The organism is Nocardioides sp. (genome assembly GCF_044226305.1).
GTDB lineage: Bacteria > Actinomycetota > Actinomycetes > Propionibacteriales > Nocardioidaceae > Nocardioides.
The window spans coordinates 13,921-38,017 of record NZ_JBGAHF010000017.1 but is presented as its reverse complement, the minus strand read 5'-3'; the positions used below and the strand labels follow the sequence as shown (position 1 = coordinate 38,017).

General features: G+C 73.2%; 24 protein-coding genes. 13 read left to right on the top strand and 11 right to left on the bottom strand.

Going from position 1 to position 24,097, the window contains the following annotated elements; translation table 11 throughout:
• On the bottom strand, window positions 1-2,475 hold the full coding sequence (locus tag ACILQ5_RS16545; RefSeq protein WP_395659124.1) for a DNA topoisomerase (ATP-hydrolyzing) subunit A: 2,475 nt from the start codon (window positions 2,473-2,475) through the stop codon (window positions 1-3).
• Window positions 2,476-2,553: 78 nt separating this feature from the next.
• On the opposite strand from ACILQ5_RS16545, the gene ACILQ5_RS16540 reads away from it, so the two are divergent.
• The 4 genes from ACILQ5_RS16540 to ACILQ5_RS16525 are packed head-to-tail and all read left to right on the top strand — an operon-like array spanning window position 2,554 to window position 7,661.
• Window positions 2,554-5,265 (top strand): GNAT family N-acetyltransferase, encoded by a 2,712-nt coding sequence (locus ACILQ5_RS16540; protein WP_395659123.1) that lies wholly within the window; start codon window positions 2,554-2,556, stop codon window positions 5,263-5,265.
• Window positions 5,266-5,295: 30 nt separating this feature from the next.
• A complete protein-coding gene (locus ACILQ5_RS16535) occupies window positions 5,296-5,919 on the top strand; it encodes a sulfotransferase family 2 domain-containing protein (protein WP_395659122.1) in 624 nt (207 codons plus the stop codon).
• Window positions 5,920-5,962: 43 nt separating this feature from the next.
• The gene (locus tag ACILQ5_RS16530) at window positions 5,963-6,526 is read left to right on the top strand and encodes a DUF5998 family protein (RefSeq protein WP_395659121.1); all 564 of its coding nucleotides are present in this window, start codon (window positions 5,963-5,965) and stop codon (window positions 6,524-6,526) included.
• A 16-nt stretch (window positions 6,527-6,542) separates the two neighbouring features.
• The gene (locus ACILQ5_RS16525) at window positions 6,543-7,661 is read left to right on the top strand and encodes an alkaline phosphatase family protein (protein ID WP_395659120.1); all 1,119 of its coding nucleotides are present in this window, start codon (window positions 6,543-6,545) and stop codon (window positions 7,659-7,661) included.
• Window positions 7,662-7,682: 21 nt separating this feature from the next.
• Here the strand turns inward: ACILQ5_RS16525 and ACILQ5_RS16520 are convergent, their stop codons facing one another.
• Complete coding sequence (locus tag ACILQ5_RS16520; protein ID WP_395659119.1) at window positions 7,683-8,906, bottom strand: hypothetical protein; 1,224 nt, start codon at window positions 8,904-8,906, stop codon at window positions 7,683-7,685.
• A gap of 23 nt (window positions 8,907-8,929) precedes the next feature.
• A complete protein-coding gene (locus tag ACILQ5_RS16515; RefSeq protein ID WP_395659118.1) occupies window positions 8,930-9,583 on the bottom strand; it encodes a thymidine kinase in 654 nt (217 codons plus the stop codon).
• A gap of 37 nt (window positions 9,584-9,620) precedes the next feature.
• Here ACILQ5_RS16515 and ACILQ5_RS16510 point away from each other — a divergent pair, with 37 nt between their 5' ends.
• On the top strand, window positions 9,621-10,448 hold the full coding sequence (locus ACILQ5_RS16510; RefSeq protein WP_395659117.1) for a sulfurtransferase: 828 nt from the start codon (window positions 9,621-9,623) through the stop codon (window positions 10,446-10,448).
• On the opposite strand, the gene ACILQ5_RS16505 is transcribed toward ACILQ5_RS16510, so the two are convergent.
• Window positions 10,429-12,423: an SDR family oxidoreductase gene (locus tag ACILQ5_RS16505; protein ID WP_395659116.1), complete on the bottom strand. Its 1,995-nt coding sequence runs from the start codon at window positions 12,421-12,423 to the stop codon at window positions 10,429-10,431. The genes ACILQ5_RS16510 and ACILQ5_RS16505 overlap by 20 nt on opposite strands.
• A gap of 82 nt (window positions 12,424-12,505) precedes the next feature.
• Window positions 12,506-13,501 carry a septation protein SepH gene (sepH, locus tag ACILQ5_RS16500; RefSeq protein ID WP_395659115.1) on the bottom strand — a complete coding sequence of 332 codons (996 nt, stop codon included), beginning with the start codon at window positions 13,499-13,501 and terminating at the stop codon, window positions 12,506-12,508.
• 113 nt (window positions 13,502-13,614) lie between these two features.
• Here sepH and ACILQ5_RS16495 point away from each other — a divergent pair, with 113 nt between their 5' ends.
• Window positions 13,615-14,250: a trimeric intracellular cation channel family protein gene (locus tag ACILQ5_RS16495; RefSeq protein ID WP_395659114.1), complete on the top strand. Its 636-nt coding sequence runs from the start codon at window positions 13,615-13,617 to the stop codon at window positions 14,248-14,250.
• A 27-nt stretch (window positions 14,251-14,277) separates the two neighbouring features.
• On the opposite strand, the gene ACILQ5_RS16490 is transcribed toward ACILQ5_RS16495, so the two are convergent.
• A complete protein-coding gene (locus ACILQ5_RS16490) occupies window positions 14,278-15,579 on the bottom strand; it encodes a D-arabinono-1,4-lactone oxidase (protein ID WP_395659113.1) in 1,302 nt (433 codons plus the stop codon).
• Window positions 15,576-16,781, bottom strand: coding sequence for an MFS transporter (locus ACILQ5_RS16485; protein WP_395659112.1), 1,206 nt, complete (start codon window positions 16,779-16,781; stop codon window positions 15,576-15,578). Before ACILQ5_RS16485 ends, ACILQ5_RS16490 begins: the two co-directional genes overlap by 4 nt.
• Window positions 16,782-16,849: 68 nt before the next feature.
• Between ACILQ5_RS16485 and ACILQ5_RS16480 the strand changes: the two genes are divergently transcribed.
• The 3 genes from ACILQ5_RS16480 to ACILQ5_RS16470 all read left to right on the top strand — a co-directional run bounded on the left by ACILQ5_RS16480 (window position 16,850) and on the right by ACILQ5_RS16470 (window position 19,175).
• Window positions 16,850-17,947, top strand: a complete 1,098-nt coding sequence (locus ACILQ5_RS16480; protein WP_395659111.1) for a ferrochelatase — start codon at window positions 16,850-16,852, stop codon at window positions 17,945-17,947.
• The gene (locus tag ACILQ5_RS16475) at window positions 17,944-18,762 is read left to right on the top strand and encodes an inositol monophosphatase family protein (RefSeq protein ID WP_395659110.1); all 819 of its coding nucleotides are present in this window, start codon (window positions 17,944-17,946) and stop codon (window positions 18,760-18,762) included. Before ACILQ5_RS16480 ends, ACILQ5_RS16475 begins: the two co-directional genes overlap by 4 nt.
• Window positions 18,763-18,881: 119 nt before the next feature.
• Entirely contained in the window at window positions 18,882-19,175 is a 294-nt protein-coding gene (locus tag ACILQ5_RS16470) for a DUF4193 domain-containing protein (protein WP_395659109.1), read from the top strand.
• A 68-nt stretch (window positions 19,176-19,243) separates the two neighbouring features.
• Here ACILQ5_RS16470 and ACILQ5_RS16465 read toward each other — a convergent pair whose 3' ends face one another.
• Complete coding sequence (locus ACILQ5_RS16465; RefSeq protein WP_395659108.1) at window positions 19,244-19,540, bottom strand: DUF4235 domain-containing protein; 297 nt, start codon at window positions 19,538-19,540, stop codon at window positions 19,244-19,246.
• A gap of 21 nt (window positions 19,541-19,561) precedes the next feature.
• Window positions 19,562-20,023 (bottom strand): DUF3093 domain-containing protein, encoded by a 462-nt coding sequence (locus tag ACILQ5_RS16460; protein WP_395659107.1) that lies wholly within the window; start codon window positions 20,021-20,023, stop codon window positions 19,562-19,564.
• 137 nt (window positions 20,024-20,160) lie between these two features.
• Between ACILQ5_RS16460 and dut the strand changes: the two genes are divergently transcribed.
• Genes dut through ACILQ5_RS16440 form a run of 4 tightly spaced genes read left to right on the top strand, consistent with a single transcriptional unit; the run spans window position 20,161 to window position 22,389 of the window.
• Window positions 20,161-20,625: a dUTP diphosphatase gene (gene dut / locus ACILQ5_RS16455; protein ID WP_395659184.1), complete on the top strand. Its 465-nt coding sequence runs from the start codon at window positions 20,161-20,163 to the stop codon at window positions 20,623-20,625.
• A complete protein-coding gene (locus ACILQ5_RS16450) occupies window positions 20,622-21,284 on the top strand; it encodes a DUF3710 domain-containing protein (RefSeq protein WP_395659106.1) in 663 nt (220 codons plus the stop codon). The genes dut and ACILQ5_RS16450 overlap by 4 nt, the downstream gene beginning before the upstream one ends.
• A 9-nt stretch (window positions 21,285-21,293) precedes the next feature.
• Window positions 21,294-21,659: an OB-fold nucleic acid binding domain-containing protein gene (locus ACILQ5_RS16445; protein ID WP_395659105.1), complete on the top strand. Its 366-nt coding sequence runs from the start codon at window positions 21,294-21,296 to the stop codon at window positions 21,657-21,659.
• A 7-nt stretch (window positions 21,660-21,666) separates the two neighbouring features.
• Window positions 21,667-22,389 (top strand): DUF3159 domain-containing protein, encoded by a 723-nt coding sequence (locus ACILQ5_RS16440; protein WP_395659104.1) that lies wholly within the window; start codon window positions 21,667-21,669, stop codon window positions 22,387-22,389.
• A 344-nt stretch (window positions 22,390-22,733) separates the two neighbouring features.
• Here the strand turns inward: ACILQ5_RS16440 and ACILQ5_RS16435 are convergent, their stop codons facing one another.
• Together ACILQ5_RS16435 and ACILQ5_RS16430 are read right to left on the bottom strand one after the other, a co-directional pair.
• Window positions 22,734-23,405, bottom strand: coding sequence for a potassium channel family protein (locus ACILQ5_RS16435; RefSeq protein WP_395659103.1), 672 nt, complete (start codon window positions 23,403-23,405; stop codon window positions 22,734-22,736).
• A 7-nt stretch (window positions 23,406-23,412) separates the two neighbouring features.
• Entirely contained in the window at window positions 23,413-24,060 is a 648-nt protein-coding gene (locus tag ACILQ5_RS16430; protein ID WP_395659183.1) for a potassium channel family protein, read from the bottom strand.
• Window positions 24,061-24,097 lie beyond the last annotated feature (37 nt).

Here is a 24,097-nt window from a genome sequence, read left to right as displayed (position 1 = left end):
TCAGCCTTCCACACGCACCCAGGCGGCGACCGGACCGGCGACGGCGGCGATCGGCTGGCTGGCCGGGGTGCCGGACCCGTCGCGGCGGCCGGTGGCCGCGGGCAGGTCGACCGGCGCGCCGCTGGCGGCGGCCGCGCGCGGCGGCGCGGTGCCGGCCCACGCGAGCACCAGCGCGTCCTCGCCCTTGAGGAAGCGGTGGCAGCGCACGCCGCCGGTGGCCCGGCCCTTGGCGGGGTACTCCGCGAACGGCGTCACCTTGAGCGACCCGGGCTCGGTGCCGGGCAGCGCGGTCGAGGAGCCGGCCGCGGTCACCACGACGGAGCCCTCGGGCGCGTCGGGGTCGATCGCCCCGAACCAGGCGACCCGTTCGCCGGCGGTCAGCCGGACGCCGGCGATGCCGCCGCCGGAGCGGCCCTGCGGGCGGACCGCGTCGGCCCCGAAGTGCAGCAGCTGGGCGTCGGAGGTGATGAAGCACAGGGTCTCGCGTCCGGTGGCGAGCTCGACCGCACCGACGACCTCGTCGCCGTCGGCGAGCCGGACCACCTCCCAGTCGTCCCGCCCGAGCACCTCGGGGTTGACCCGCTTGACGATGCCCTGGCGGGTGCCGAGCGCGAGGCCGGGCCCGTCGGTGCCGAGGGTGCAGAGCCCGAGCAGCCGCTCGCCGGGCTCGAGGGCGAGGATCTCGGTGACCGGCAGGCCACCGGCGAGGTGCGGGTCGTTGGCGGTCCCGGGCAGCTGCGGCAGCTCGAGGACGCCGATCTTGACCAGCCGGCCGTGGCTGGTCAGCCCGCCGACCTCGCCGCGGGCGGTCGCCCGGACCGCGGACACGACGACGTCGTGGTTGGCCCGGCCGCCGCCCTGGCCGGGCGGGTCGGCGTCCGCGGTGCGGGCGAGCAGGCCGGTGGAGGAGAGGTAGACGAAGCAGGGGTCGTCGGCCACCTCGAGGGGTACGGCGGCGGCCGTGACCGCCGTGCCGGCGGACTCGAGCAGCACCGTCCGCCGGGGGGTGCCGTAGGTCTTCGCCACCTCGGTGAGCTCGTCGGAGACGACCTTCCAGCGCAGCTTCTCGTCCTCGATGATCGCGTCGAGCTCCTCGATCGTGCGCCGGAGCTCGTCCTGCTCCTTCTCCAGCTCGATCCGCGAGAACTTCGTCAGCCGGCGCAGCGGCATGTCGAGGATGTAGTCGGCCTGGGTGTCGCTGAGGTCGAAGACCTGGATCAGCCGCTCCTTGGCGGCCGCGGCGTTGTCGGAGGCGCGGATCAGCTGGATGACCTCGTCGATGTCGAGGATCGCGATCAGCAGGCCCTCGACCAGGTGCAGCCGGTCGGCGGCCTTGCCGCGACGGAAGACCGACCGCCGGCGGACCACCTCGAAGCGGTGGTCGAGGAAGACCCGCAGCATCTCCTTCAGGGTCAGGGTCCGCGGCTGGCCCTCGACCAGGGCAACCGCGTTGATGCCGAAGGAGTCCTCCATCGGGGTCAGCTTGTAGAGCTGCTCGAGCAGCGCCTCGGGGACGAAGCCGTTCTTGACCTCGATCACCAGCCGCAGCCCGTGGTCGCGGTCGGTGAGGTCCTTGATGTCGGAGATGCCGGTGAGCTTCTTGCCCTGGACCAGGGTCTTGATCCGCTCGATGACCTTCTCGGTGCCGACGCCGTAGGGCAGCTCGGTGACGACGATGCCCTTGCGGCGGTTGGTGACGTTCTCGACCCGGGCGGTCGCGCGCATCCGGAAGCTGCCCCGACCGGTCTCGTAGGCGTCCCGGATGCCCTCGAGGCCGACGATCTTGCCGCCGGTGGGCAGGTCGGGGCCGGGGATGAAGCGCATCAGGTCGTCGACGCTCGCGCCCGGGTGGGTGATCAGGTGGCGCAGCGCCTGGACGACCTCGACCAGGTTGTGGGGGGCGCAGTTGGTCGCCATGCCGACCGCGATGCCGGTCGTGCCGTTCACGACGAGGTTCGGGATGGCCGCCGGCAGCACGCCGGGCTCGAGCTCGCGGCTGTCGTAGTTGGGCTTGAAGTCGACGGTGTCCTCGTCGATCGACGCCGTCATCGCGACCGCGGGGGGCGCCATCCGGCACTCGGTGTAGCGCATCGCCGCCGGGGAGTCGTCGGGGCTGCCGAAGTTGCCGTGGCCGTCGACCATCGGCAGCCGCATCGACCACGGCTGGGCCATCCGGACCAGGGCGTCGTAGATCGCGCCGTCGCCGTGCGGGTGCAGCCGGCCCATCACCTCGCCGACGACCCGGGCGCTCTTGACGTGGCCCCGGTCGGGCCGCAGGCCCATCTCGTTCATCGTGTAGAGGATCCGGCGCTGCACCGGCTTGAGACCGTCGCGCGCGTCGGGGAGCGCGCGGGAGTAGATGACGGAGTAGGCGTACTCGAGGAAGGAGGACTCCATCTCCTGCTTGATGTCGGTGTCGAGGATGTGCTCCTCGAAGTCATCGGGGAGGTCCTGCTTCGTCGTCCGGCTCGCCATGGGGCCGATTCTCCCAACCCCCGCCGACGGAAACGTCGCTGGCACGCCGGGTTCACCGGGTCACGCTAGATTTCGACTGTGCCCGAGCCTGCTCCCGAGACCCTGGACGTCGCGGCGCCCCCCCAGCACTGGGAGGCCGACGTGCTGCTGCGCGACGGCCGGACCGCCCACATCCGGCCGATCCGGCCCGACGACCGGGACGTGTTCGTCGAGTTCTACAGCCGGGTCTCCGACCAGTCGAAGTACTACCGGTTCTTCTCGCCGATGCCCCGGCTGTCCGACCGCGACCTCGACCGGTTCACCCACGTCGACCACGTCGACCGGGTGGCGTTCGTGCTCACGCTCTCGGGGCAGATCATCGCCGTGGGCCGCTACGACCTGGTGAAGCCGGGCGAGGCGGAGGTCGCGTTCCTGGTCGAGGACCACCACCAGGGCCGGGGGATCGGGCAGCTGCTGCTCGAGCACCTCGCCCAGGCCGGCCGCGAGCGCGGGATCGACCGGTTCATCGCGGAGGTGCTGCCCGACAACACCCGGATGATCCAGACCTTCCGCGACGCGGGCTACCGGGTGGTGAGCGAGTACGAGGAGGGCGTCCTCCAGCTCGAGTTCCCCATCGACCCCACCGACACCGCGATCGGCGTGATGATCGGCCGCGAGCACCGGGCCGAGGCGGCCTCGATCGAGAAGTTCTTCAAGCCCCGCTCGGTCGCCGTCATCGGGGCCAGCCGCCGCCAGGAGACGATCGGCCAGGCGCTGGTGCGCAACCTGGTGACGGGCGACTTCAGCGGCCGGGTGTACGCCGTCAACCCGACCGCGAGCGCGGTCAGCGGTCTGCCGACGTACAAGACGGTCGGCGACATCCCCGACGACGTCGACGTGGCGATCGTGGCGGTGCCGGCCGACGCCGTGCAGGACGTCGTCCTCGACTGCGCCGCCAAGGGCGTGCACGGCCTGGTCGTGATCTCCTCCGGGTTCGCCGAGACCGGCGAGGAGGGGCGGGTCCGCCAGCGCAAGCTAGTCGGGCTCTCGCGCTCCTACGGGCTGCGGCTGATCGGCCCCAACGCGCTCGGCATCATCAACACCGACGCGAACGTGTCGCTGAACGCGTCCCTGTCGCCCCTGATGCCGCCCCGCGGCCGGGCGGGCTTCTTCTGCCAGTCCGGCGCGCTCGGCACCGCCATCCTGGAGAAGGTCTACAACCGCGGGCTGGGCCTCTCGACGTTCGTCAGCGCCGGCAACCGCGCCGACGTCTCGGGCAACGACCTCCTGCAGTACTGGGAGGAGGACGACTCGACCGAGGTCGTGCTGCTCTACCTGGAGTCGATCGGCAACCCGCGCAAGTTCTCCCGGATCGCGCGCCGGGTCTCGCTGCGCAAGCCGATCATCGCGGTCCGCTCGGGCCGCACCACCCAGGGCGTGCCGATGGGCCACGCGGTGCGCAAGATCGCGGCGCCCCCGGCCGCGGTCGACGCGATGTTCCGCCAGGCCGGCGTCATCCAGGTCGACACGCTCGAGGAGATGTTCGACGTCGCCCAGCTGGTGGCGCACCAGCCGCTCCCGCGCGGGCGCCGGGTCGCGATCGTCGGCAACTCCGACGCGCTCGGCCTGCTCGCCGCCGACGCGGCCGCGGCGGTCGGCCTGGTGGTCAACAAGTCGACCGCCCTCGGGGCCGAGGCGAGCGCCGAGGACTTCGAGGACGCTCTCGACGCGGCGATCGACGATCCCGAGGTGGACTCGGTCGTCGCCGTCTACGTCCCGCCGATCAACGTGTCCGGCGAGGACGTCGCGAACGTGCTGGCCGCCGTCGGCGAGCAATCCGACAAGCCGCTGGTCTCGTCCTTCCTCGGCGCCGAGGGCGTGCCCGAGCTGCTGCGGGTCCCCGACGTGGCCGGCTCGACGGCCGGGCGCGGGTCGGTGCCGTCGTACCCCGGGGTGGAGGCGGCCGTGCGCGCGCTGGCGCGGGTCGTCGAGTACGCCGTGTGGTTGCGCACCCCCGACGGGGCGCCTGCCGACCCGGCCGAGGTCGACGCGGCCGCCGCGAAGCGGCTGGTCAACGAGCTGTTGTCGCAGAACCCCGAGGGCACCGACCTCGACGACGAGGTGCTCACCCAGCTGCTGGCGGCCTACGGGATCGAGCTGTGGCAGACCCGGCCGGTCTCCACGCGGGCGCAGGCGGTCGCGGCCGGCAAGGCGCTGGGCTGGGACGTGGTCCTCAAGGCCACCGCCGAGCACCTGCGCGAGCGGCCCGACCTGGCCCACGTCTGGCGCAACATCGACACCACGCGCGAGATGGGGGTGGCCTGGGAGTCGCTGACCTCCCTCATCAGCGAGCCCGAGCGGGCGGGGTTCGTCGTGCAGAAGAACGCGAGGCCGGGCGTGCCGGTCGCGATCCGCAGCATCGAGGACCCGCTCTTCGGGCCGGTCGTGTCCTTCGGCATCGCCGGGCCGCTGACCGAGCTGCTGGCCGACAAGTCCTTCCGGATCCCGCCGCTGGGGGAGCGCGACGCGGCCTCGATGGTGCGCGAGATCAAGTCCGCGCCGATGCTCTTCGGCTACCGCGGCAGCGAGGTCGTCGACGTCGCCGAGGTGGAGCGGCTGATCCAGCGCGTCGCCCAGCTGCAGAACGACCTGCCGCAGGTCAGCTCGCTGGACCTGTCGCTGGTGCTGGCCGGCGCCGACGGCGCGACCGTGCTGACCGCCTCCGCCCGGGTCGACCCGGTCTCCGACCCGCGCTCGGACTGGTACGTGCGGCGGATGCCGACGCCGGCTGGTGACACGCTGCCGAGCTGAGCCGGTCGCCGGACGCATAGGATCGCCGCCATGGTCATCAGTGACGCCCACCGCCTGCTCTTCGTGCACGTCCAGAAGACCGGCGGCTCGACCATCGACAACCGCCTGGACGCGGTGCTCTCCGACACCCGGCAGGTGCCCGGCATCGACCGGCACGCCACGCTCGGGCAGATCCTGGCCGCCGAGCCGGGGCTGGCGGCGTACTGGACCGTCGGCTACGTGCGGAACCCCTGGGCTCGGATGCTGTCGTGGTTCCGCATGGTCGAGCGGTTCAAGGAGCGCGCCGACCGGGGCCGCCGCGGGGCGGACGCGTTCCTCAAGAAGAACCACTTCATCAAGGGCGTGGCGGACGCCTGCCCCGACTTCGAGACCTTCGTGATGAAGGGCCCCGACCAGTGGACGCGGCTGCGCACCCCCCAGGTCCGCTACCTCACCAGCAAGACCCGCCGGGCCGACTTCATCGGCCGCCAGGAGACCCTCGAGGCCGACCTGCGCGCCGTCTTCGCCCGGCTCGAGCTGCCGTGGGAGCCGCTGGAGAGCGTGAACGTCGACAAGAGCCGCCCCGACTACCGCGAGGTCTACACCGACCCGATGCGCCGGCGGATCGAGGAGATCTTCGCCAAGGACATCGCGGCCTTCAACTACTCCTTCTGACGTGGCGCCGTCCCCGTCGGGACCGCGTGACAGACTGACCGCCATGCGGAGCAGCAGGACCCCGGAGCTCAGGGACGCCATCGACCGGACCGGCTACTACCCGGAGGTCGTGGCCGAGGGCGTGGACTCGGCGGTCGCGGGGGAGCAGGTGGTGTCCTTCTTCGTCCACCACGAGCCGACCTTCGACCGCGACGAGGTGCGTCGCCACCTCTCGGTCGTCGTGCTGACCCCCACCCGGCTGATCATCACCCACACCGACGAGCACGAGGGCGACGACCTGCTGCCCGAGCCGTACACCTCCACCTCCACCGAGGCGGTGCGGCTCTCCTCGGTGAAGTCGGTGGTCGTCACCCGGATGATCGCCAACCCGGCCGCCGGCCCGAGCCGCGCCGCCGAGGCGGTCGTGACGATCGGCTGGGGCGGCGTGAGCCGGGTCGACCTCGAGCCGGCGGGCTGCAACGACCCCGAGTGCGAGGCGGACCACGGCTACACCGGCGTCGTCGCCTCCGACGACTTCTCGCTGCGCGTCTCGGCCGCCGCCGACGGTGCGGACGCCGTCGACCGGCTGCTGGCGTTCGCCGAGTCGCTCTCGGCGCGCACCGCCTAGGCCGCGGGGCACGCGGGTGTCGGAGTTCGTGGAGCCGGCCTACGGCCGGCGGTCCCTCGGTGACGTCGTGCCCGCCGTCGGCGCGGCCCTCGGCCTCCGCCTGCCGGGCGAGCAGGCCGTGCTCGGACTGCCCGACGCCCCGTCGTACGTGGTCCTGCTGGTCGACGGGCTGGGGGCGCGGCTGCTGGAGCGCTACGCCCACGCCGCGCCGTTCCTCGCCTCGCAGCTCGCCGGGCAGGAGCCCGGGACGGCCGGGGTGCCGTCGACGACGGCCACCAGCCTGACGTCGTTCGGCACCGGGCTCACCCCCGGGGCGCACGGCCTGGTCGGGTTCACCTCGCGGGTGCCCGGCACCGGCAAGCTCCTCAACGCCCTGCTGTGGGACAAGTCCGTCGACCCGCTCGAGTGGCAGCCGCACCCGACCGCGTTCACCGGGCTGCGCGGGCTGGGCGCGACGGTCACCGTGGTCAACAAGCGCGAGTTCGCCGGCTCCGGCCTGACCGTCGCGGCCCACCGCGGCGCGGACTACGTCGGCGCCGACAAGGTCGGCGAGCGGATCGCCGCCGCGGTGTCGGCGTCGCTCGAGCGGGCGTCCCTCACCTACCTCTACGACGGTGACCTCGACTGGACGGGCCACCGCTACGGCGTGGCGTCGCAGCCCTGGCTCCAGCAGCTGGCGATGGTCGACGCCGAGGCCGAGCAGCTGCGCGAGGCGCTGCCGCCGTCGGTGCGGCTGCTCGTGGTCGCCGACCACGGGATGGTCGACTCCCCGCCGTCGAGCCGGGTCGACGTCGACGAGCAGCTCGAGCTGCGCGACGGGGTGGCGCTGCTCGGCGGGGAGGCCCGGTTCCGTCACCTCTACTGCCAGGGCGGGGCGGTCGACGACGTGGTCGCCACCTGGTCCTCGGTGCTCGGGTCCCGGGCCGACGTGCTGACCCGGGCGGACGCGATCGGCCGGGGCTGGTTCGGCCCGGTGTCGTCCGGGGTGCGGCCCCGGCTCGGTGACGTCGTCGTCGCCTGCCACGGTGACACCGCGGTCCTCTCGACCGCCGACTTCCCCTACGAGGCCACCCTGGTCGGCCTGCACGGCTCGCTCACGCCCGACGAGATGCTGATCCCGCTGCTGGTGAGCTGACCGGCCCGGCCCCGGGTCAGGTCAGCCGAGCGACATCCGCGGTTCCCCGTTCACCAGGCCGGTGCCGGCGATCGTGCAGCGGCCGCCGCGCGGGGTGCCGCCGTTCCACGCCTGGCGCACGCAGGAGCGGGTGGCCAGCTGCGCCCAGTAGTTCGGGTGCAGGGACTCCTGGATGTAGTAGGGGCTGCTCGAGCAGCAGGTCGACACGGTGCGGATCTGGTTGACCCACTCGGTCTGGTCGACGGCGCCAGGCGAGGTCCAGCCGGGGATGCCCCTCTCCTCGTAGAGGCCGACGGTGTTCTCGCAGAGGCGCCGGCCGTTGAAGGCGCTGGACAGGTCGAGCACCTTGACGTTCGGGAGGCCGGAGTCGGCCGCCGCGCCGGTGACGGCGCCGTTGATCGTGGGCAGCGCGGTGTCGTTCGCCCAGTCGGCGTCGCCGTTCCAGAAGCCGCAGCCACCCGTGCTCTGCCGGGTGTAGCCGCTCTCGGAGTAGCGGAACCCGGAGCCGCGCGGGATCGGGCTGGGGTAGGTCTGCACGAGCAGCGTCCACTGGCCGTCGGCGTAGCCGGCGCCGCGCATCGCGGTCTGGACGTTGCGGAACGCGCCGGCGATGCGGGCGCGGACGGCCGCGACGTTCGCGGTCGTGAAGTTCTTGGTGACCGAGCTGTCGTCGCGGCAGTAGTCCTTCCACCAGGTCGGGGAGCTGAGGAAGTCGACGACGCAGGACTGCACGATGTCGGCGAAGCGGAAGTCGTTGCCGCCGATGCTCACGACGACCATCCGGACGTTGTGCGTGCCCGCGAACGTCTGCAGCATCGCCGCCTGGCCGCGGTGGCCGGCACCGTCGTCGTAGAAGTCGAGCCCGGGCTTGAAGTAGGTGCCGGTGGTGGTCGCCGTCGTGGCCCCGGAGCAGGCCAGGTTCACCCCGGTGAGCCCGCCGCCGACGTACGCCTCGGCCGACCGGCTGCGGTGGCAGCGCGGGATCTGCTCGGCGGTGCCGGCGGCGTTGTCGTAGTACGCCGTCGGGCCGAGCGCGTCGGCGCGGCTCGACGAGGCGTTGCTGCTGCCGGCCCAGCGGCCGGCCTCGCCGGAGATGTAGGAGTCGCCGAGGGTGATGACGTACGGCGAGCCGGAGCCCGGACCGTCCGCGTGGGCGGCGGTCGGGGCGGCGAGGACCGCGCTGAGGGCGGTCGTGAGGGTGACGGCGGCGGCGGCGAGGGCCGTGGTGATCCGAGAGCTCAGCACCCGCCGGACACTAGGGCCCCGAGTCAGCCGAAGGGAAGAGGCTCGGGAGCGAGGGAGACCGCCTTGGCACGGGCGGCGGTGAGCCGGCGCCGGTGGTGCTGGCGGCAGAGCACCTCGTAGGCGACGTCCGCCGGTGGCTCGTCCACGGCCTCGACGTCGCCGACGACGATGACCTCGCCCTCGACGACCATCGCTCCGTTCTCGGTGCGGGCGTTGTGGGTCGCGCGCTTGCCGCACCAGCACAGCGCCTCGACCTGGAGGACGTTGACCCGGTCGGCGAGCTCGACCAGCCGGGCGCTGCCCTCGAAGAGGTGGGTGCGGAAGTCGGTGAGGATCCCGAACGAGAAGACGTCGATCTGGAGCTCGTCGACGATCTTGGCCAGCTGGTCGACCTGGTCGCGGGTGTAGAACTGCGCCTCGTCGCACACGAGGTAGTCGATGCGGCCGCCCTGGGTCAGCGAGTCGACCACGTAGCGCCAGAAGTCGAAGTCGGCGGCGACCTCGATCGCCTCGTGGGTCAGCCCCAGGCGGCTCGACAGCGTCGCCGTGCCGGCGCGGTCGTGGGTCGTGAACAGCCGCCCCACCCGGCCCCGGGCCGCGTGGTTGTGGTTGGTCTGGAGCGCCAGCGTGCTCTTGCCCGAGTCCATGGTGCCGGTGAAGAAGTGCAGTTCAGCCACGGGGCAGGATCCTGTCACGGTCCGGCAGGATGGACGCATGGCGACACCCCTCATCTCGGCCCAGGAGCTGCAGGAGCGGCTCGACGACGTGACCGTGCTCGACGTCCGCTACCGGACCGACGCCCCCGCCGGGCGCGACGCGCACGAGCAGGGCCACGTCCCGGGCGCGGTCTACGTCGACCTCGACACCGAGCTCGCGGCGCCGCCGGGCGCGGGCGGCCGGCACCCGCTGCCCGACGCCGAGGCCTTCGAGGCCGCGATGCGGCGCGCGGGGGTCCGCGACGACCGCCCGGTGGTCGTGTACGACGACTGGTCGGGGCTCGCGGCCGGGCGGGCCTGGTGGCTGCTGCGGCACCACGGCCACCGCGACGTCCGGGTCCTCGACGGCGCCTGGCCGGCCTGGGTCGAGGCCGGGGGAGAGGTGGCGACCGGGCCGTCCGCGCCGCCGGCGCCGGGGGACTTCACGGCCCGCCCGGGGCAGATGCCGGTCGTCGAGGCCGACGAGGTGCTCGGCGTACCCGTGGTGGTCGACGCCCGCGCGCCCGAGCGCTACCGCGGCGAGACCGAGCCGATCGACCCGGTCGCCGGCCACGTCCCGGGCGCGGTCAACGTCCCCACGACCACCAACCTGCGCGTGGACGGGCGGTTCCGGTCGCCGGCGGAACTGCGGGCGCTGTACGCCGCCGCCGGCGTCACCGGCGACGAGCCCGTCGCGGTCTATTGCGGCTCCGGCGTCACCGCCGTGCACGACGTCATCGCGCTCGAGCTGGCCGGGATCCGGGCGGCGCTCTACCCGGGCAGCTGGTCGGGCTGGATCACCGACCCGGACCGGCCGGTGGCCGGTCCTACCAGTGGATCCCCTTGAACAGCTTCGCCAGCATGATCTGCTCGGACTCGCGGGTGCCGCCCGCCGGCTGCTCGCCCTTGGCGGCGGCCGAGTCCGGGAACACCTGGTAGGCCATGTTCAGCACCCGGAACGCCAGCTTGGGGGCGACCGTGTGGACGACGGCGCCGGTGTTGCCGAGCAGCGTGTTGATCTCGTGCGGGCGCTCGACCATCGCCTCGATCACCAGGTCCGCCGCCTGCGCCGGTGAGATCGTGGGGAACTTGTCGTAGAGCTTGGTCGGGGCGATCATCGGCGTCCGCACCAGCGGCATGTGGATGTTGGTGAAGGTGATCCCGTCGCCGACCAGCTCCGAGGACACCACGTTGCTCCACGAGTCCAGCGCCGCCTTCGACGCGACGTACGCCGAGAACCGCGGCGGGTTGGTCTGGACCCCGATCGAGGAGACGTTGACGACGTGCCCGCGGTGGTTCGTGCGCATCGCGGGGACCAGGCCCATGATCAGCCGGATCGCGCCGAAGTAGTTGAGCTGCATGGTGCGCTCGAAGTCGTGGAACCGGTCGTGGGAGAGGCGCAGCGAGCGGCGGATCGACCGGCCGGCGTTGTTGACGATGACGTCGACCGAGGGCAGCTCGGCGGTGAGCGTCTCGCACAGGGCGTCGATGGCCTCGAGGTCGGAGAGGTCGCACGGCTGCACGATCGCGGTGCCGCCGCGCTGCTCGATCACGGCGCGTAGATCGTCGAGCTTCTCCTTGCCGCGGGCGACCAGCACCGGCGTGCCGCCGGCCTGGGCGACCTTGAGCGCGGTGACCTTGCCGATGCCCGACGAGGCGCCGGTGATGACGACGTACTTGCCGGTGAGCTTCTCGCGGATCCGGGGGTCGCGGCCGGTGGACTCGTCGAGGTACTCCTCCCAGTAGGTCCACAGGGTGCGCGCGTAGTGGTCGAGGTCCGGGACGCCGATCCCCGAGCCGGCCAGCGCCTGCTCGGTGCGGCGGGAGTCGAACACGGAGGGGAACGAGGCGTGCGCCAGCACCTCGGCCGGGATCCCGACCCGGCTGGTGACGGTGTCGAGGACCGCCTGCACGGCCGGCTGGCTGGTGACCAGGTGCAGCGCGCCTGCCGGGGTGAGCGGCCGGGGGACGAACCGCAGGCGACGCCGGTCGACCGGCGTCACGAAGCGCGGCGCACCGGCGGCCGCGCAGAACGCGTTGAGCATGTCGACCACCGGCTGCGGCTCGGGGTTGACCAGGTGGAACGCCTCGCCGTCGCGGTCGGGCAGGTGCGCGATGTGGTCCATGGCCGCGGCGACGTAGTCGACCGGGACGACGTTGGTGTCGCCGAGGTCGACGCCGACCAGCGGCAGCCAGGACGGGAGCATGTCGCGGAGCGCCTTGATGACGCCGAAGAAGTAGTAGGGCCCGTCGACCTTGTCCATCTCGCCGGTGTCCGAGGCGCCGACGACGATCGCCGGCCGGTAGACCCGCCACGGGACCGTGGCCTCGGTGCGGACGATCCGCTCGGACTCGAACTTGGTGCGGTGGTACGGCGAGGGCAGGTGCTGCCCCTCGTCGAACATGGTCTCGTCGAACCGGCCGGGGTGCTCGCCGGCGGCCGCGACCGACGAGACCTGGTGGAAGCAGCCGACCTGGAGCGCCTCGGCGAGCTCGAGCGCGTGCCGGGTGCCGCCGACGTTCATGACCTCGTTGGTCTCGTCGTCGGCGGTCATGTCGTAGATCGCGGCGAGGTGGAAGAAGTGGTCGACCTCGCCCCGGTGCTCCTCGACCCACTCCGGGTCGATGCCGAGCGCCTCGACGCCCAGGTCACCGACGACCGGGACGACCCGGTCGGTGTCCCACTGGGCGATCAGCGTCTCCATGCGCCGCATCGACGACGCGCGGACGAGCACGAACACCTCGCCCTCGCGGTGGTCGAGCAGCTCGCGGACCAGGTGGCGCCCGATGAACCCGGTCGCGCCGGTGACGAAGTACGACATGGCCGCACGCTACCCGCGACGGGGGGTGGCTAGACAGGCTCGACCGACCGGATCTCATCGCGGTCGGGCGCGGCGCCGCCCCTCAGGCGCGGTTCGAGCCCGTGGGGCCGTCCCCGGGGCCGAACATGATCTCGTCCCAGCTCGGCACCGACGCGCGACCGCGCGTCTTCTTCACCGGGCGCCGCGCGGGCGGCTCGTGCTCGTGGGCCGCGGGCTCGGCGCCGGACGGGTCGTCGGCGCCGGTCTCCCCGGTGTCCTCGGACCCGGAGTCCTCGGACCCGGTGTCGTCCGCGGCGGCGTCGGCAGCCTCCTCGCGCAGCGAGGCCGCCTGCTCCTCGACCTCGGGCTCGGTCGGCGGCTCGTCGTCGAGGAACGCCTCGACCGGCTGGTCCGAGACCAGCTCGATGGCGTCGTCCCCGAGCGGGAGCTCGTCGTCCTGGACCGCGTTCAGCCGGCGCTGCCGGACCTGCCGCAGGTCGTCGCGGGAGGCGGGCGGGGCGGCCACGGCCTCGCCGACCAGCCAGCGGGCGTCCTCGTTGTCGAGGACGACGTAGTTGCCGGGGGCGTCGAAGGTGAGCTCGGCGGTGCCGGAGCGCTCGGTCAGGGCGAAGCTGCCGGTCAGCGACCAGCGCCCGTCCTCGCGCCGCCAGGCGTCCCACTCGACCGTCTCGGGGTCGATGTTGAGGGAGCGGAGGTGCCCGGCGACCGCGTCGCCGAGCGTGCGGGCGCCGTGCGTGGCCGGGGCACCCTCGCCCCGGCGTACCGACGAGCGCTGGGCGCGCTCCGCGACGTGCTGGCGCTCGGCGAGGACCGGGGCGGCGAACGCCATGATCTTGTCGACCGACGTCTGGGCCGCCTGCGCCACTGCCTCGGGTGTCTCGCCGGCGCGGATCCGGGCCTGGATGTCGCGGGGGCGGAGGGCGCTGTCCATCGTCTTCTCCAATCGGCGGGCGGGCTCACCGCGCAGGGCGGACCGCAGGCGGGCGTCGATCTCGACGCTGTGCTCGGTTCCGTCCTTCTCGACCAGGAGCAGGCGCTTCCCGTCCTCGCTCACTCCGGCGAGCGTCAGGTGCGCCATCGTGGGTCGTGCTCCTGTCCCATCGTCGTCCTCGGTGCGCCGAGCCTACGCCAGCGCGCGCGCCGGGACGGGGAGCGTCGCCGCGCGCCACGCGGAGCGTCTAGCCTCCCTTCGTGTCGACCTCCGAACCCGCCACCGTCCTGGTCGTCTTCGACCTCGTCGGCGTCTTCGTCTTCGCGATCTCCGGTGCGCTGGTCGCGATCCGCAAGGGCCTCGACGTCTTCGGCGTCGTCGTGCTCGCCGGCGCCACCGGCCTGGGGGGCGGCGTGCTGCGCGACGTCCTCATCGGCGCCTCGCCGCCCGCCGCCCTGACCGACTGGCGCTACCTGGTCGCCCCGGTCGTGGCCGGCCTGCTGGCCTTCCGCTACCACCCGGCCCTGGGCCGGATGGAGCGCTCGGTGACCGTCCTCGACGCCTTCGGGCTCGGCCTCTTCTGCGTGACCGGGGCGCTCAAGGCGCTCGACTACGACCTCGGCCTGCTCGCGGCGGCGCTGATGGGGATGGTCACCGGCATCGGCGGCGGCATGCTGCGCGACGTGCTCGCCTCCCGGGTGCCGGCGGTCTTCCGGGGCGAGCTCTACGGCACCCCGGCGCTGGCCGGCGCGGTGGTCGTCGTCGCCGGTGCGCAGACCGACCTGCCGACCCTGGTCGTCGCGCTCGTCGGCGGCGGGCTGTGCACGGTGTGGCGGCTGCTGGCGATCTGGCGGCACTGGCAGGCGCCGATCCCCACCGGCCCGGCCAGCGTCTGACGCCGACCCGCGGGTGCGGGGGACGGGTCAGTCGCCGAGGACCCGGCGCAGGTAGTCGTTGGCGAAGACCCGGTCCGGGTCGAGCTTGTCGCGGAGCGCGAGGAACTCGTCGAAGCGCGGGTACGCCGGCGCCAGGTCGGCCGCGGTGCGGGTGTGCACCTTGCCCCAGTGCGGCCGGCCGTCGTGGGCGCGCATGATCGGCTCCAGGAGCGCGAAGTACTCCCGGTGGTCGGCGTCGCGGTGGGTGTGGAAGGCCAGGTAGAAGGAGTCCCGGCCGCCCGAGGTCGACATCGGGATGTCGTCGGCGGGGGTGGTGCGGATCTCCACCGGGAAGGTGACCTTCAGGTCGGAGGCGTCGATCGCGGCCCGCGCCTCGCGGAGCGCGGCGAGGCCGGCCTCGCGGGGGACGGCGTACTCCATCTCGCGGAAGACGACGTCCCGCGGCGAGGTGAACACCCGGTGCGCGACGTCGCTGTAGGAGCGCGCCGACAGCAGCCGGCTGGAGAGCTGGTTGAACCGCGGGATGATCGACGGGGCGGCGTTGGTGAGGTGGTTGAGGGCGCCGAAGGCCGCGTTCGAGAGGAACTCGTCGTCCCACCAGGCCCGCCACCGCGACAGCGGCTCCACGTCGAGGTCGTCGAGCCGGTCGTTGGTCTTCACCATCAGCCGGTCGGTGTGCGGGAACCAGTAGGTGTCGACGTGGTGGTGCGCCGCGGCGCGCTCGTCGAACCCGCCGAGGGCCTCGTCCCAGGACATCGGCGTCTCGTTCGCCTCGAGGGCGAACAGCGGCTCGACCCGGAAGGTCAGCCGGGTGAGGACGCCGAGCGCGCCGAGGCCGACGCGGCCGTGCTCGAGCAGCTCGGGGTTCTCCGTCTCGGTCGCGGTCACCACCTCACCGGTGCCGGTGACGATCTCCAGCCCGCAGATCTGGGCGGAGAGCGAGGCGACGACCCCACCGGTGCCGTGGGTGCCGGTCGACGTCGCGCCCGCGAGCGTCTGCTCGGCGATGTCCCCCATGTTGTGCAGGCTCAGCCCGAGCGCCTCGAGCTGGGCGTTGAGCACCTTGAGCTGGGTGCCGGCCAGCGCGGTCACGGTCATCGCGTCCCGGTCGACCGCGAGGATCCCGCCCAGGTTCGTCGGCCGGAGCATGGTGCCCTCGGGAGCGGAGATCGCGGTGAAGCTGTGGCCGGTGCCGACCATCTTCACGGTCGACCCCTCCTGCCGCGCGCGCTCGACCGCCGCCACGACCGCCGCCGTGTCCGCGGGGCTCTCCACCCGCGCCGGGCTGGCCGTCTCGAGGCCCGACCAGTTGCGCCACGTCTCCGTCACGTGAGGAGCGTACTGGCGTCCTCCGGGGCGCGTTGCCGGGGCAGGGCGAGGCCGGCGACGGCGGCGACCACCCCGGCCGCGAAGGACACCAGGTAGGCAGCCGAGGCGCCGGAGTGGTCGACGACCAGGCCGCTGAGCGTGGCGCCCGGGGCGACCCCGGCGACCAGGCCGGTCTGCATGATCGCCATCCCCTCGGTGAGCCGTCCGGACGGCACGACCTGCTCGACCAGCGACATGGTCGCGATCATCGTAGGGGCGATGGCGAACCCGGCCACGAACAGGGTCACGCCCATCAGCGGCAGGGAGCCGACGAAGTAGAGGGGGGACATCGCGCACGCCATGGCCAGGGCGCCCCACCGGACCCGGATCGACGGCCCGCGGCGCCAGCGGATCGCCCCCGTGACCACGCCGGCGGTCAGGCTGCCGAGCGCCCAGAGCGCGAGCAGCGCACCGGAGAGCGCCTTGTGGCCCTGCTCGTCGGCGAAGGCGACGGTCGTGACCTCGGCGGCCCCGAAGAGCAGCCCCAGCGCGGCGCAGACGACCGCGAGCGGCACGACCGTCGGCCACGGCATCACCGGGCGGGGGCCCGTGGACCCGGTCCGCGGGTGCGCGGGCGGCTCGGTCGCGCGCTGCGCGCAGAAGGCGAGGGTGCCCCCCACACAGGCGACCACGGCGACCGCGATGCCGGCCACCGGGTGCACCGCGGTCGCGAGCACCGTGACCAGGATCGGGCCGAGGATGAAGACCGCCTCGTCGAGCACCGCCTCGAGCGCGTACGCCGTCTGCACCTCCGCCGGCCGGTCGAGCACGTGCGACCACCGGGCCCGCACCGCCGAGCCGACCTGGGGGAGGCAGGCACCGGCGCAGGCCGCCAGGACGTACGTCGACCCGATCGGCCAGTCCGCCTGCACGGAGACCACCAGCAGCGAGACGGCGGTCCCGAACCCGAGGCTGGCGACGGCGAGGACCCGGCCCTGCCCGAAGCGGTCGAGCAGCCGGCCCTGGAGGATCGCCAGGCCGGCGTTCGCGATCATGAACGCCGCGGAGACCGCCCCGGCCACGCCGTACCGTCCGGTGGCCCCGGAGACGAGCAGCACGATCCCCAGGCCGACCATGGAGATCGGCAGCCGGGCGACGAGGCCGGTCAGGGAGAAGCGGAGCGCGCCCGGCCGGGCGAGCACCCGCCGGTAGGACGTGAGCATCGGGCCGAGCGTAGGGGTGCCGGCTGACCGGCGACGAATCGATATCGCCCGCTCCCTACGATGGCTGCATGAGCCCCGACCCCTCCCCGTACGACGCCGTCCTCCTGGTGTCGTTCGGCGGCCCGGAGAAGCCCGAGGACGTGGTGCCGTTCCTCGAGAACGTCACCCGGGGGCGGGGCATCCCCCGCGAGCGGCTCGAGCAGGTCGGCGAGCACTACCACCTCTTCGGCGGTCGCTCGCCGATCAACGACCTCAACCGCGAGTTCCTGGCCGCGCTGCGCGAGGACCTCGCCGGCGCGGGCATCGACCTGCCGGTCTACTGGGGCAACCGCAACTGGGACCCCTACCTGACCGACACGCTCCAGCAGATGGCGGCCGACGGGATCGCCCGGGCCGCCTGCTTCGTGACCAGCGCCTACTCGTCGTACTCCAGCTGCCGGCAGTACCGGGAGAACCTCTTCGACGCCGTCGAGGCCGTGCCGCCGGGCCAGGCCGCGCCCCGGCTGGACAAGCTGCGCCACTACTTCAACCACCCCGGGTTCGTCGAGCCGGTCGTGGACGCGACCCTCGCCGCCCTCGCCGACCTGCCCGAGGAGGTCCGGGAGGCGGCGCACCTGGCGTTCGTCACCCACTCGATCCCCCTGAGCATGAACGACGGCAGCGGGCCGGACGGCGGCGCGTACGTCGAGCAGCACCGCAGCGTCGCCACCGAGGTCGTCGAGCGGGTGCGCCAGGAGACCGGCCGACGCCACTCCCACGCCCTGGTCTACTGCTCGCGCTCGGGCGCCCCGCACATCCCCTGGCTCGAGCCCGACATCAACGACCACCTCGAGCAGGTGCAGTCCGACGGGGCGCCGGCCGTCGTGATGGTGCCGATCGGCTTCGTCTCCGACCACATGGAGGTCGTCTACGACCTCGACACCGAGGCCCTGGCGACCGCCGAGAAGCTCGGCCTGCCCGCCGCCCGCGCCGCCACCGCCGGGGTCGACCCGCGGTTCGTGGCCGCCGTGCGCGACCTGCTGCTCGAGCGCGCGGCCGTCGAGCGTGGCGAGGAGGTCGTCCGCGCGTCGGTGGGCTCGTTCCCGGCCTGCTGGGACGTCTGCCCGGCCGGCTGCTGCCCCAACCCGCGCGCCGACCGGCCGGCGCTCGCGGGCTCCGACTCGTGACGCCGACCAACGGCGCGCTCGCGGACCTGGCGCTCCGGGTCGCACGCGAGGCGGCGGCGCTGGTCCGCGACCGTCGCACCCGCGACGTCACCGTCGCGGACACGAAGTCCAGCGAGGTCGACATCGTCACCGAGGCCGACCGGGCCAGCGAGGAGCTGATCCGGGACCGGCTCCTGGCCGAGCGGCCCGACGACGGCGTGCTCGGCGAGGAGGGCGACGACGTCCCCAGCCGCTCCGGGGTCCGCTGGGTCGTCGACCCGATCGACGGCACCGTCAACTTCCTCTACGGGCTGCCGCAGTACGCCGTCTCGATCGCCGCGGAGCGGGACGGGGTCGTCGTCGCCGGGGTCGTCCTCAACGTCGCGCGGGGCACCGAGTACGTCGCCCACCTCGCCGACGACGACGCCCCGGCGGTCGCCACCCGCGACGGCGAGCCGGTGGCCGTCCGCGGGCCGACCCCGCTGCACCTGCGGCTGCTGTCCACCGGCTTCAACTACGACGCGGGCATCCGGGCGCTGCAGGCCCGCGCCCTCGGCGACCTGATCACCGAGGTCCGCGACGTCCGTCGCCTTGGCTCGTGCGCACTGGACCTGTGCCACGTCGCGGAGGGCTCCGTCGACGGCTACTTCGAGGAAGGCGTCAACCTGTGGGACCATGCGGCCGGCGGCCTGGTGGCCCGGGTCGCCGGGGCCCGGATGGAGATGCTCGACGGAGTGGGCGGCACCGACCTGGTGGTGTGTGCTCCGACACACGGGTTCGACGACCTGACCGACCTGCTCAGGCGGGCGGGTTACGTGTCACCGCGAGGGGAATAGGACCCACGCGCCGGATGTTCCCGATCCGCCACGCGGAACGGGTGTGCGAATCCGGTGCACGTGGTGCACAATCTGGCGCCGACGCAGGCGCACGAGGACGTACGGGAGTGGAGTGACGGATGGCGACTGACTACGACGCACCGCGCAAGAACGAGGACGAGCAGTCCGAGGAGAGCATCGAGGAGCTCAAGGCGCGCCGCCACGACAAGAACTCCGGCAAGGTCGACGAGGACGAGGCGGAAGCCGCCGAGTCGTTCGAGCTGCCGGGCGCAGACCTGTCGCACGAGGAGCTCGCGGTCGAGGTGAAGCCCACGCAGGAGGACGAGTTCACCTGCATGAGCTGTTTCCTGGTCCACCACCGCAGCCAGCTGGCGGACGCGAAGAAGATGATCTGCAAGGACTGTGCTGCCTGACCGGCAGCAGGACGCGCGAGAAGGCCGCAGCCCCGGGGCTGCGGCCTTCTGCTGTCCTGGGCGCCTGGTCAGGCCTTCTGGTCGTCCCGCTGCAGGTCCGGCGGCAGGTGGCCGGTCGAGCGGGTGTAGTAGGACGCCGCCTTGCGCTGGGCGAGCATCCGCGCGATGCCGACCGCCACGCCGCTGGCGACGGCCCAGGTGACGGCCTCCCAGATCTCGACGTCGGGGTCGGCGGGGTTCTCGGGGGGCTGCTTGCCGGTCGCGACGGTCCACATCCGGTCGAGCGCCTGCTTCGCCAGCGCGGCTGCTCCGAGTGCGGAGACGAGCGAGAAGACCGTCCAGATCTTCGAGGAGTCCTTGGCCATGGCCGAACAGTACCCAGCCGCTCAGCGGGCATGGGTGAGCGCCGTCAGCGCGCGGGCCAGCTCCTCGGGTCGGCGGGTGGAGACCAGCCAGTACGGCGCCGGGTCGGCCGGGTCGGTGATCTCGACCTTCACCGCCCGCTTGAGGTAGGGCCGGAGCAGCAGGTACGCCCGGGCGTCGGCGTCGACCCCCGCGGTCCGGCGGGTCTGCTCGGCGTCCAGCGCGACCGCCGGTCCGAGGTGCTCGGCCCCGATGTGCGCCCGGCCGGCCCGGAAACCGCCGTCGGCGACGACGACCCGCGGCGAGCCGATCAGGACGAGCAGGAACGTCGTGAGGGCCAGCGCGACCAGGGTCACCACCCAGGCGGCGACCGCCGGCAGGGCGACCGCGACCGCCAACCAGAGCACGGCGACCAGCATCACGCACTGCACCCACCAGCGCAGCGGCACGCCGAGCCGCTCGGTGTAGGACGGGGTGAGGGTCACGCGCGGAATCTTGTCACTCGTCGTCGCGTTGGCCGGTGCCGGGCCTGCCGGTAGGGTCCGGCCACGTGCCCGACGCCACGCCCGCCCCCGCCGAGCCCGGCGGCGACCCCACGCCCGACCCGGGGGCCGACCTTGAGGTGCTCGTCACCCGCCTCGACCGCGACCTGCCGCTGCCGGCGTACGCCCATCCCGGCGACGCCGGCGCGGACCTGCTGACGACGGTCGACGTCACCCTGGCGCCCGGTGAGCGGGCCCTGGTGCCGACCGGCATCGCGGTCGCGCTGCCCGAGGGCTTCGTCGCGCTGGTCCACCCGCGCTCGGGCCTGGCCGCCCGGCACGGGCTGTCGATCGTCAACACCCCGGGCACCGTGGACGCCGGCTACCGGGGCGAGATCAAGGTGATGCTCATCAACCACGACCCGCGCGAGGCGATCGAGCTGCGCCGCGGCGACCGGATCGCCCAGCTGGTGGTCCAGCGCGTCGAGCGGGCCCGTTTCACCGAGGTCGGGGAACTGCCTGGTTCGGTCCGCGGGGCCGGGGGCTACGGTTCTACCGGGGGCTTCGGCCGCCCGTCCGTCCCGATCGAGGAGCAGCAGTCGTGAAGTTCCGCCGCAAGTCCGCCGAGGTCGACCCGGCCCCCGAGACCGAGGGTCCCGAGGCCGAGGAGAGCGTCGAGGAGACCCCGGAGGTCCAGCCCCGCGTGGGCGGGCCCTACGACGTCGACGACGTCGACGAGGACGACCCGACGCAGCGGATGGACCTGGGCTCGCTCCTCATCGCGCCGGCCGCCGGCACCGAGGTGCGGCTGCAGGTCGACGAGCAGACCGAGCAGGTCCAGTCGGTCCTCATCGCCGGCGAGGACGGCGCCCTCGAGCTCCGGGCCTTCGCCGCGGCCCGCGGCAGCGACCTCTGGGGCGAGGTCCGGCCCAAGATCGCCGCCGACTTCGCCCAGCGCGGCGGCACGGCGGACGAGCGCGAGGGCCGCTTCGGCACCGAGCTCGTCTGCCAGCTCACCGTGCGGATGCCCGACGGCCGCACCGGCACCCAGCCGTCGCGGATCATCGGGGTCAACGGGCCGCGCTGGATGCTGCGCGCGACGCTGCTGGGCCGGCCCGCGGTCGAGGTCGACGACGCGGAGGGCTGGGAGGACCTCGTGGAGAAGGTCGTGGTGCGCCGCGGCAGCAACCCGATGCCCCCCGGGGCCGAGCTGCCGGTGACGGTCCCGCGCGAGGGACAGCTCATCGAACGCCCGACGACCTAGGCTCGGGTCATGGGCGAGAAGAGCCGGCTGCGGCGCAGCATCAGCCGGTGGGCGAGCACCCACGACCAGCACGCCCTCGACATGCAGCGCGCCTACGCGCCCGACGAGGCGCACGATCGGATCGGGGAGGCGCCCGACCGCCAGCAGGTGCGGCTGCGCGGCACCCTGCGCACGGTCACGCTGCGCCCGCGCGGCGGCGTCCCGGCCCTCGAGGCCGAGCTGTACGACGGCACCGGCTCGCTGACGCTGATCTGGCTCGGCCGCCGCACCATCGGCGGGGTCACCCCGGGCCGCTCCATCGAGGTCCAGGGCCGGATCGGGCGGCACGAGGGCCAGCGGATCCTCTACAACCCCCGCTACGAGCTGATGCCGTGATGGCGCCGTGACGGACGCAGGGGACGAGACCGTGACCGAGGAGCACGCCACGCCCACCGTCGACACCGTCGAGGAGGTCGTGCGGGCGCAGATCTCGCGCGCGCTCGGCGGGCGGCGCGGCATGGTCGAGGCGGCCGTGCCGACGCTGATCTTCACCATCGTGTGGCTGACCACCAAGGAGCTGCGCTACGCGCTCGGGGCGAGCGTCTCGGTCGCGGTGGTCCTGCTGGTGGCCCGCCTGGTGCAGCGGTCCACCGTGCAGTTCTGCCTGAACGCGCTGTTCGGCATCGGCATCGGCTGGCTCTTCGTCACGATCTCCGCGCGCCAGGGCGGCAGTGCCGACGACCAGGCGCTGGCCTACTTCCTGCCCGGGATCCTCTACAACGCCGGCTACACCGTGGTCCTCGCGCTGACCTGCCTGGTCGGCTGGCCGCTGGTGGGGTTCATGGTCGGCAGCGTCACCGGCGACCCGACCGCCTGGCACCGCGACCGCCAGATCGTGCGGCTCTGCTCGCTGCTCACCTGGCTGCTCGCCGTCCCCTGCCTGCTGCGGGTGCTCGCCCAGGCGCCGATCTGGATCGCCGGCCACAGCGGGGCGATGGACGCCGACCGCGCCGTGGCGCTCCTCGGCATCCTCAAGATCGCGATGGGCTGGCCGCTCCAGCTCGCCGCGCTCGCCGCGATGGCCTGGGTGCTGACCCGCAACCGGACCCCCGTCCGGCCCGCCTGACGGTCGCCTCGCCTGCAGCGGCGGCCGGTGCCGCCGGGTCGCCGTCGTCCCGGCTTGCGACCGACAGGCCGCGAGGCGGGCCCGGCAGTCTTCTGTCGACGTCGCTTCCCGCCTTGCGCGTGGATGAGGCGAAGTGTGGTCGATGTGGATCGTGTCGCGCTCGGATCGGCCACGGTCCGGGACGTGTCGGCGGGTCACGGCGCCGGATCGTTCAATTGCTCGGACAGGACCCGGTTACCTGCGGGTAGACAGGGCCGGACCGAGCAATTGCACGGGATCGCGCACCTCTCCCGCCACGCGAGGAGTGCCCGACCAACGTCAGCGGATCCGCTGACGCGTCTCCGCTAGCCCCCGTGCGACGACGGGGCGAGCAGGCGCTCGAGGTCCTCCTCGACGTCGGCAGGCACGACGAACAGCAGCTCGTCGCCCGCCTCGACCGGCTGCTCCGGGTCGGGCACGTAGACCTGGCCGTCGCGCAGGATCGTCACCAGGGCGCAGTTCTCCGGGAACGGGATCAGGCCGGTGGGGGTGCCGACGTACGGCGAGTCCCCGGGCAGGGTCATCTCCACGAGGTTGGCGTGGCCCTGGCGGAACGTGAACAGCCGCACCAGGTCGCCGACGGCGACCGCCTCCTCGACCAGGGCGGACATGATCCGCGGGGTCGACACGTTGACGTCCACCCCCCACGCCTCGGTGAACAGCCACTCGTTGTTGGGGTGGTTGACCCGACCGACGGTGCGGGGGACGCCGAACTCGGTCTTCGCCAGCAGCGAGGTGACCAGGTTGACCTTGTCGTCACCGGTGGCGGCGATGACGACGTCGCAGTGGTCGAGCCGGGCCTCCTCGAGGGAGGAGAGCTCGCAGGAGTCGGCCAGCAGCCACTCCGCGTCCGGCACCCGCTCGGGCTTGATGGCGGTGGGTGCCCGGTCGATGAGGAGCACGTCGTGCCCGTTCTGGATCAGCTCCCGGGCGATGGAGCGGCCCACTGCGCCGGCACCGGCGATCGCGACTCGCATGGCAGCCTCAGCTCTCGTCCGGTCCGCTGTCGATGACCTCGTAGGCGTGCGCTGCGTTCTCCTCGCGCATCACGACGTGCAGCACGTCGCCCTCCTGGATCACGCTCTCGCGGGTGGGCAGGGTGCCCTCGCCGAGCCGGTCGATCCACGCGATCCGGCAGCTCGCCTGCTCCTGGAAGCTGATGGTGCGGTGGCCGATCCAGGCGGTCGGGGCGGCGAGGTGGTCGACCCGGATGGTCCCGGACGGGTCGCGGAAGTCCGGCTCGGCGCCGGCCGGCAGCAGCCGCCGCAGCACCTGGTCGGCCGTCCACTTGACCGTGGCGACCGTCGTGATCCCCAGGCGCTGGTAGACCTCGGCGCGGCCGGGGTCGTAGATGCGGGCCACGACCTGCTGGATGCCGAAGGTCTCCCGCGCGACCCGGGCCGCGATGATGTTGGAGTTGTCGCCGCTGGACACGGCGGCGAACGCGTCGGCGCGGCGGATCCCGGCCTTCTCCAGGACCTCCTGGTCGAAGCCCTGGCCGGTCACCTTGTCGCCGTTGAATCCCGGGCCCAGACGGCGGAACGCGTCGGGGTCGGCGTCGATGATCGACACCGTGTGGTTGCGGTCCTCGAGGCTCCGCGCGAGGGTCGAGCCGACTCGACCGCAGCCCATGATCACGACGTGCACGCTCGAACGCTACAGCAGCGCG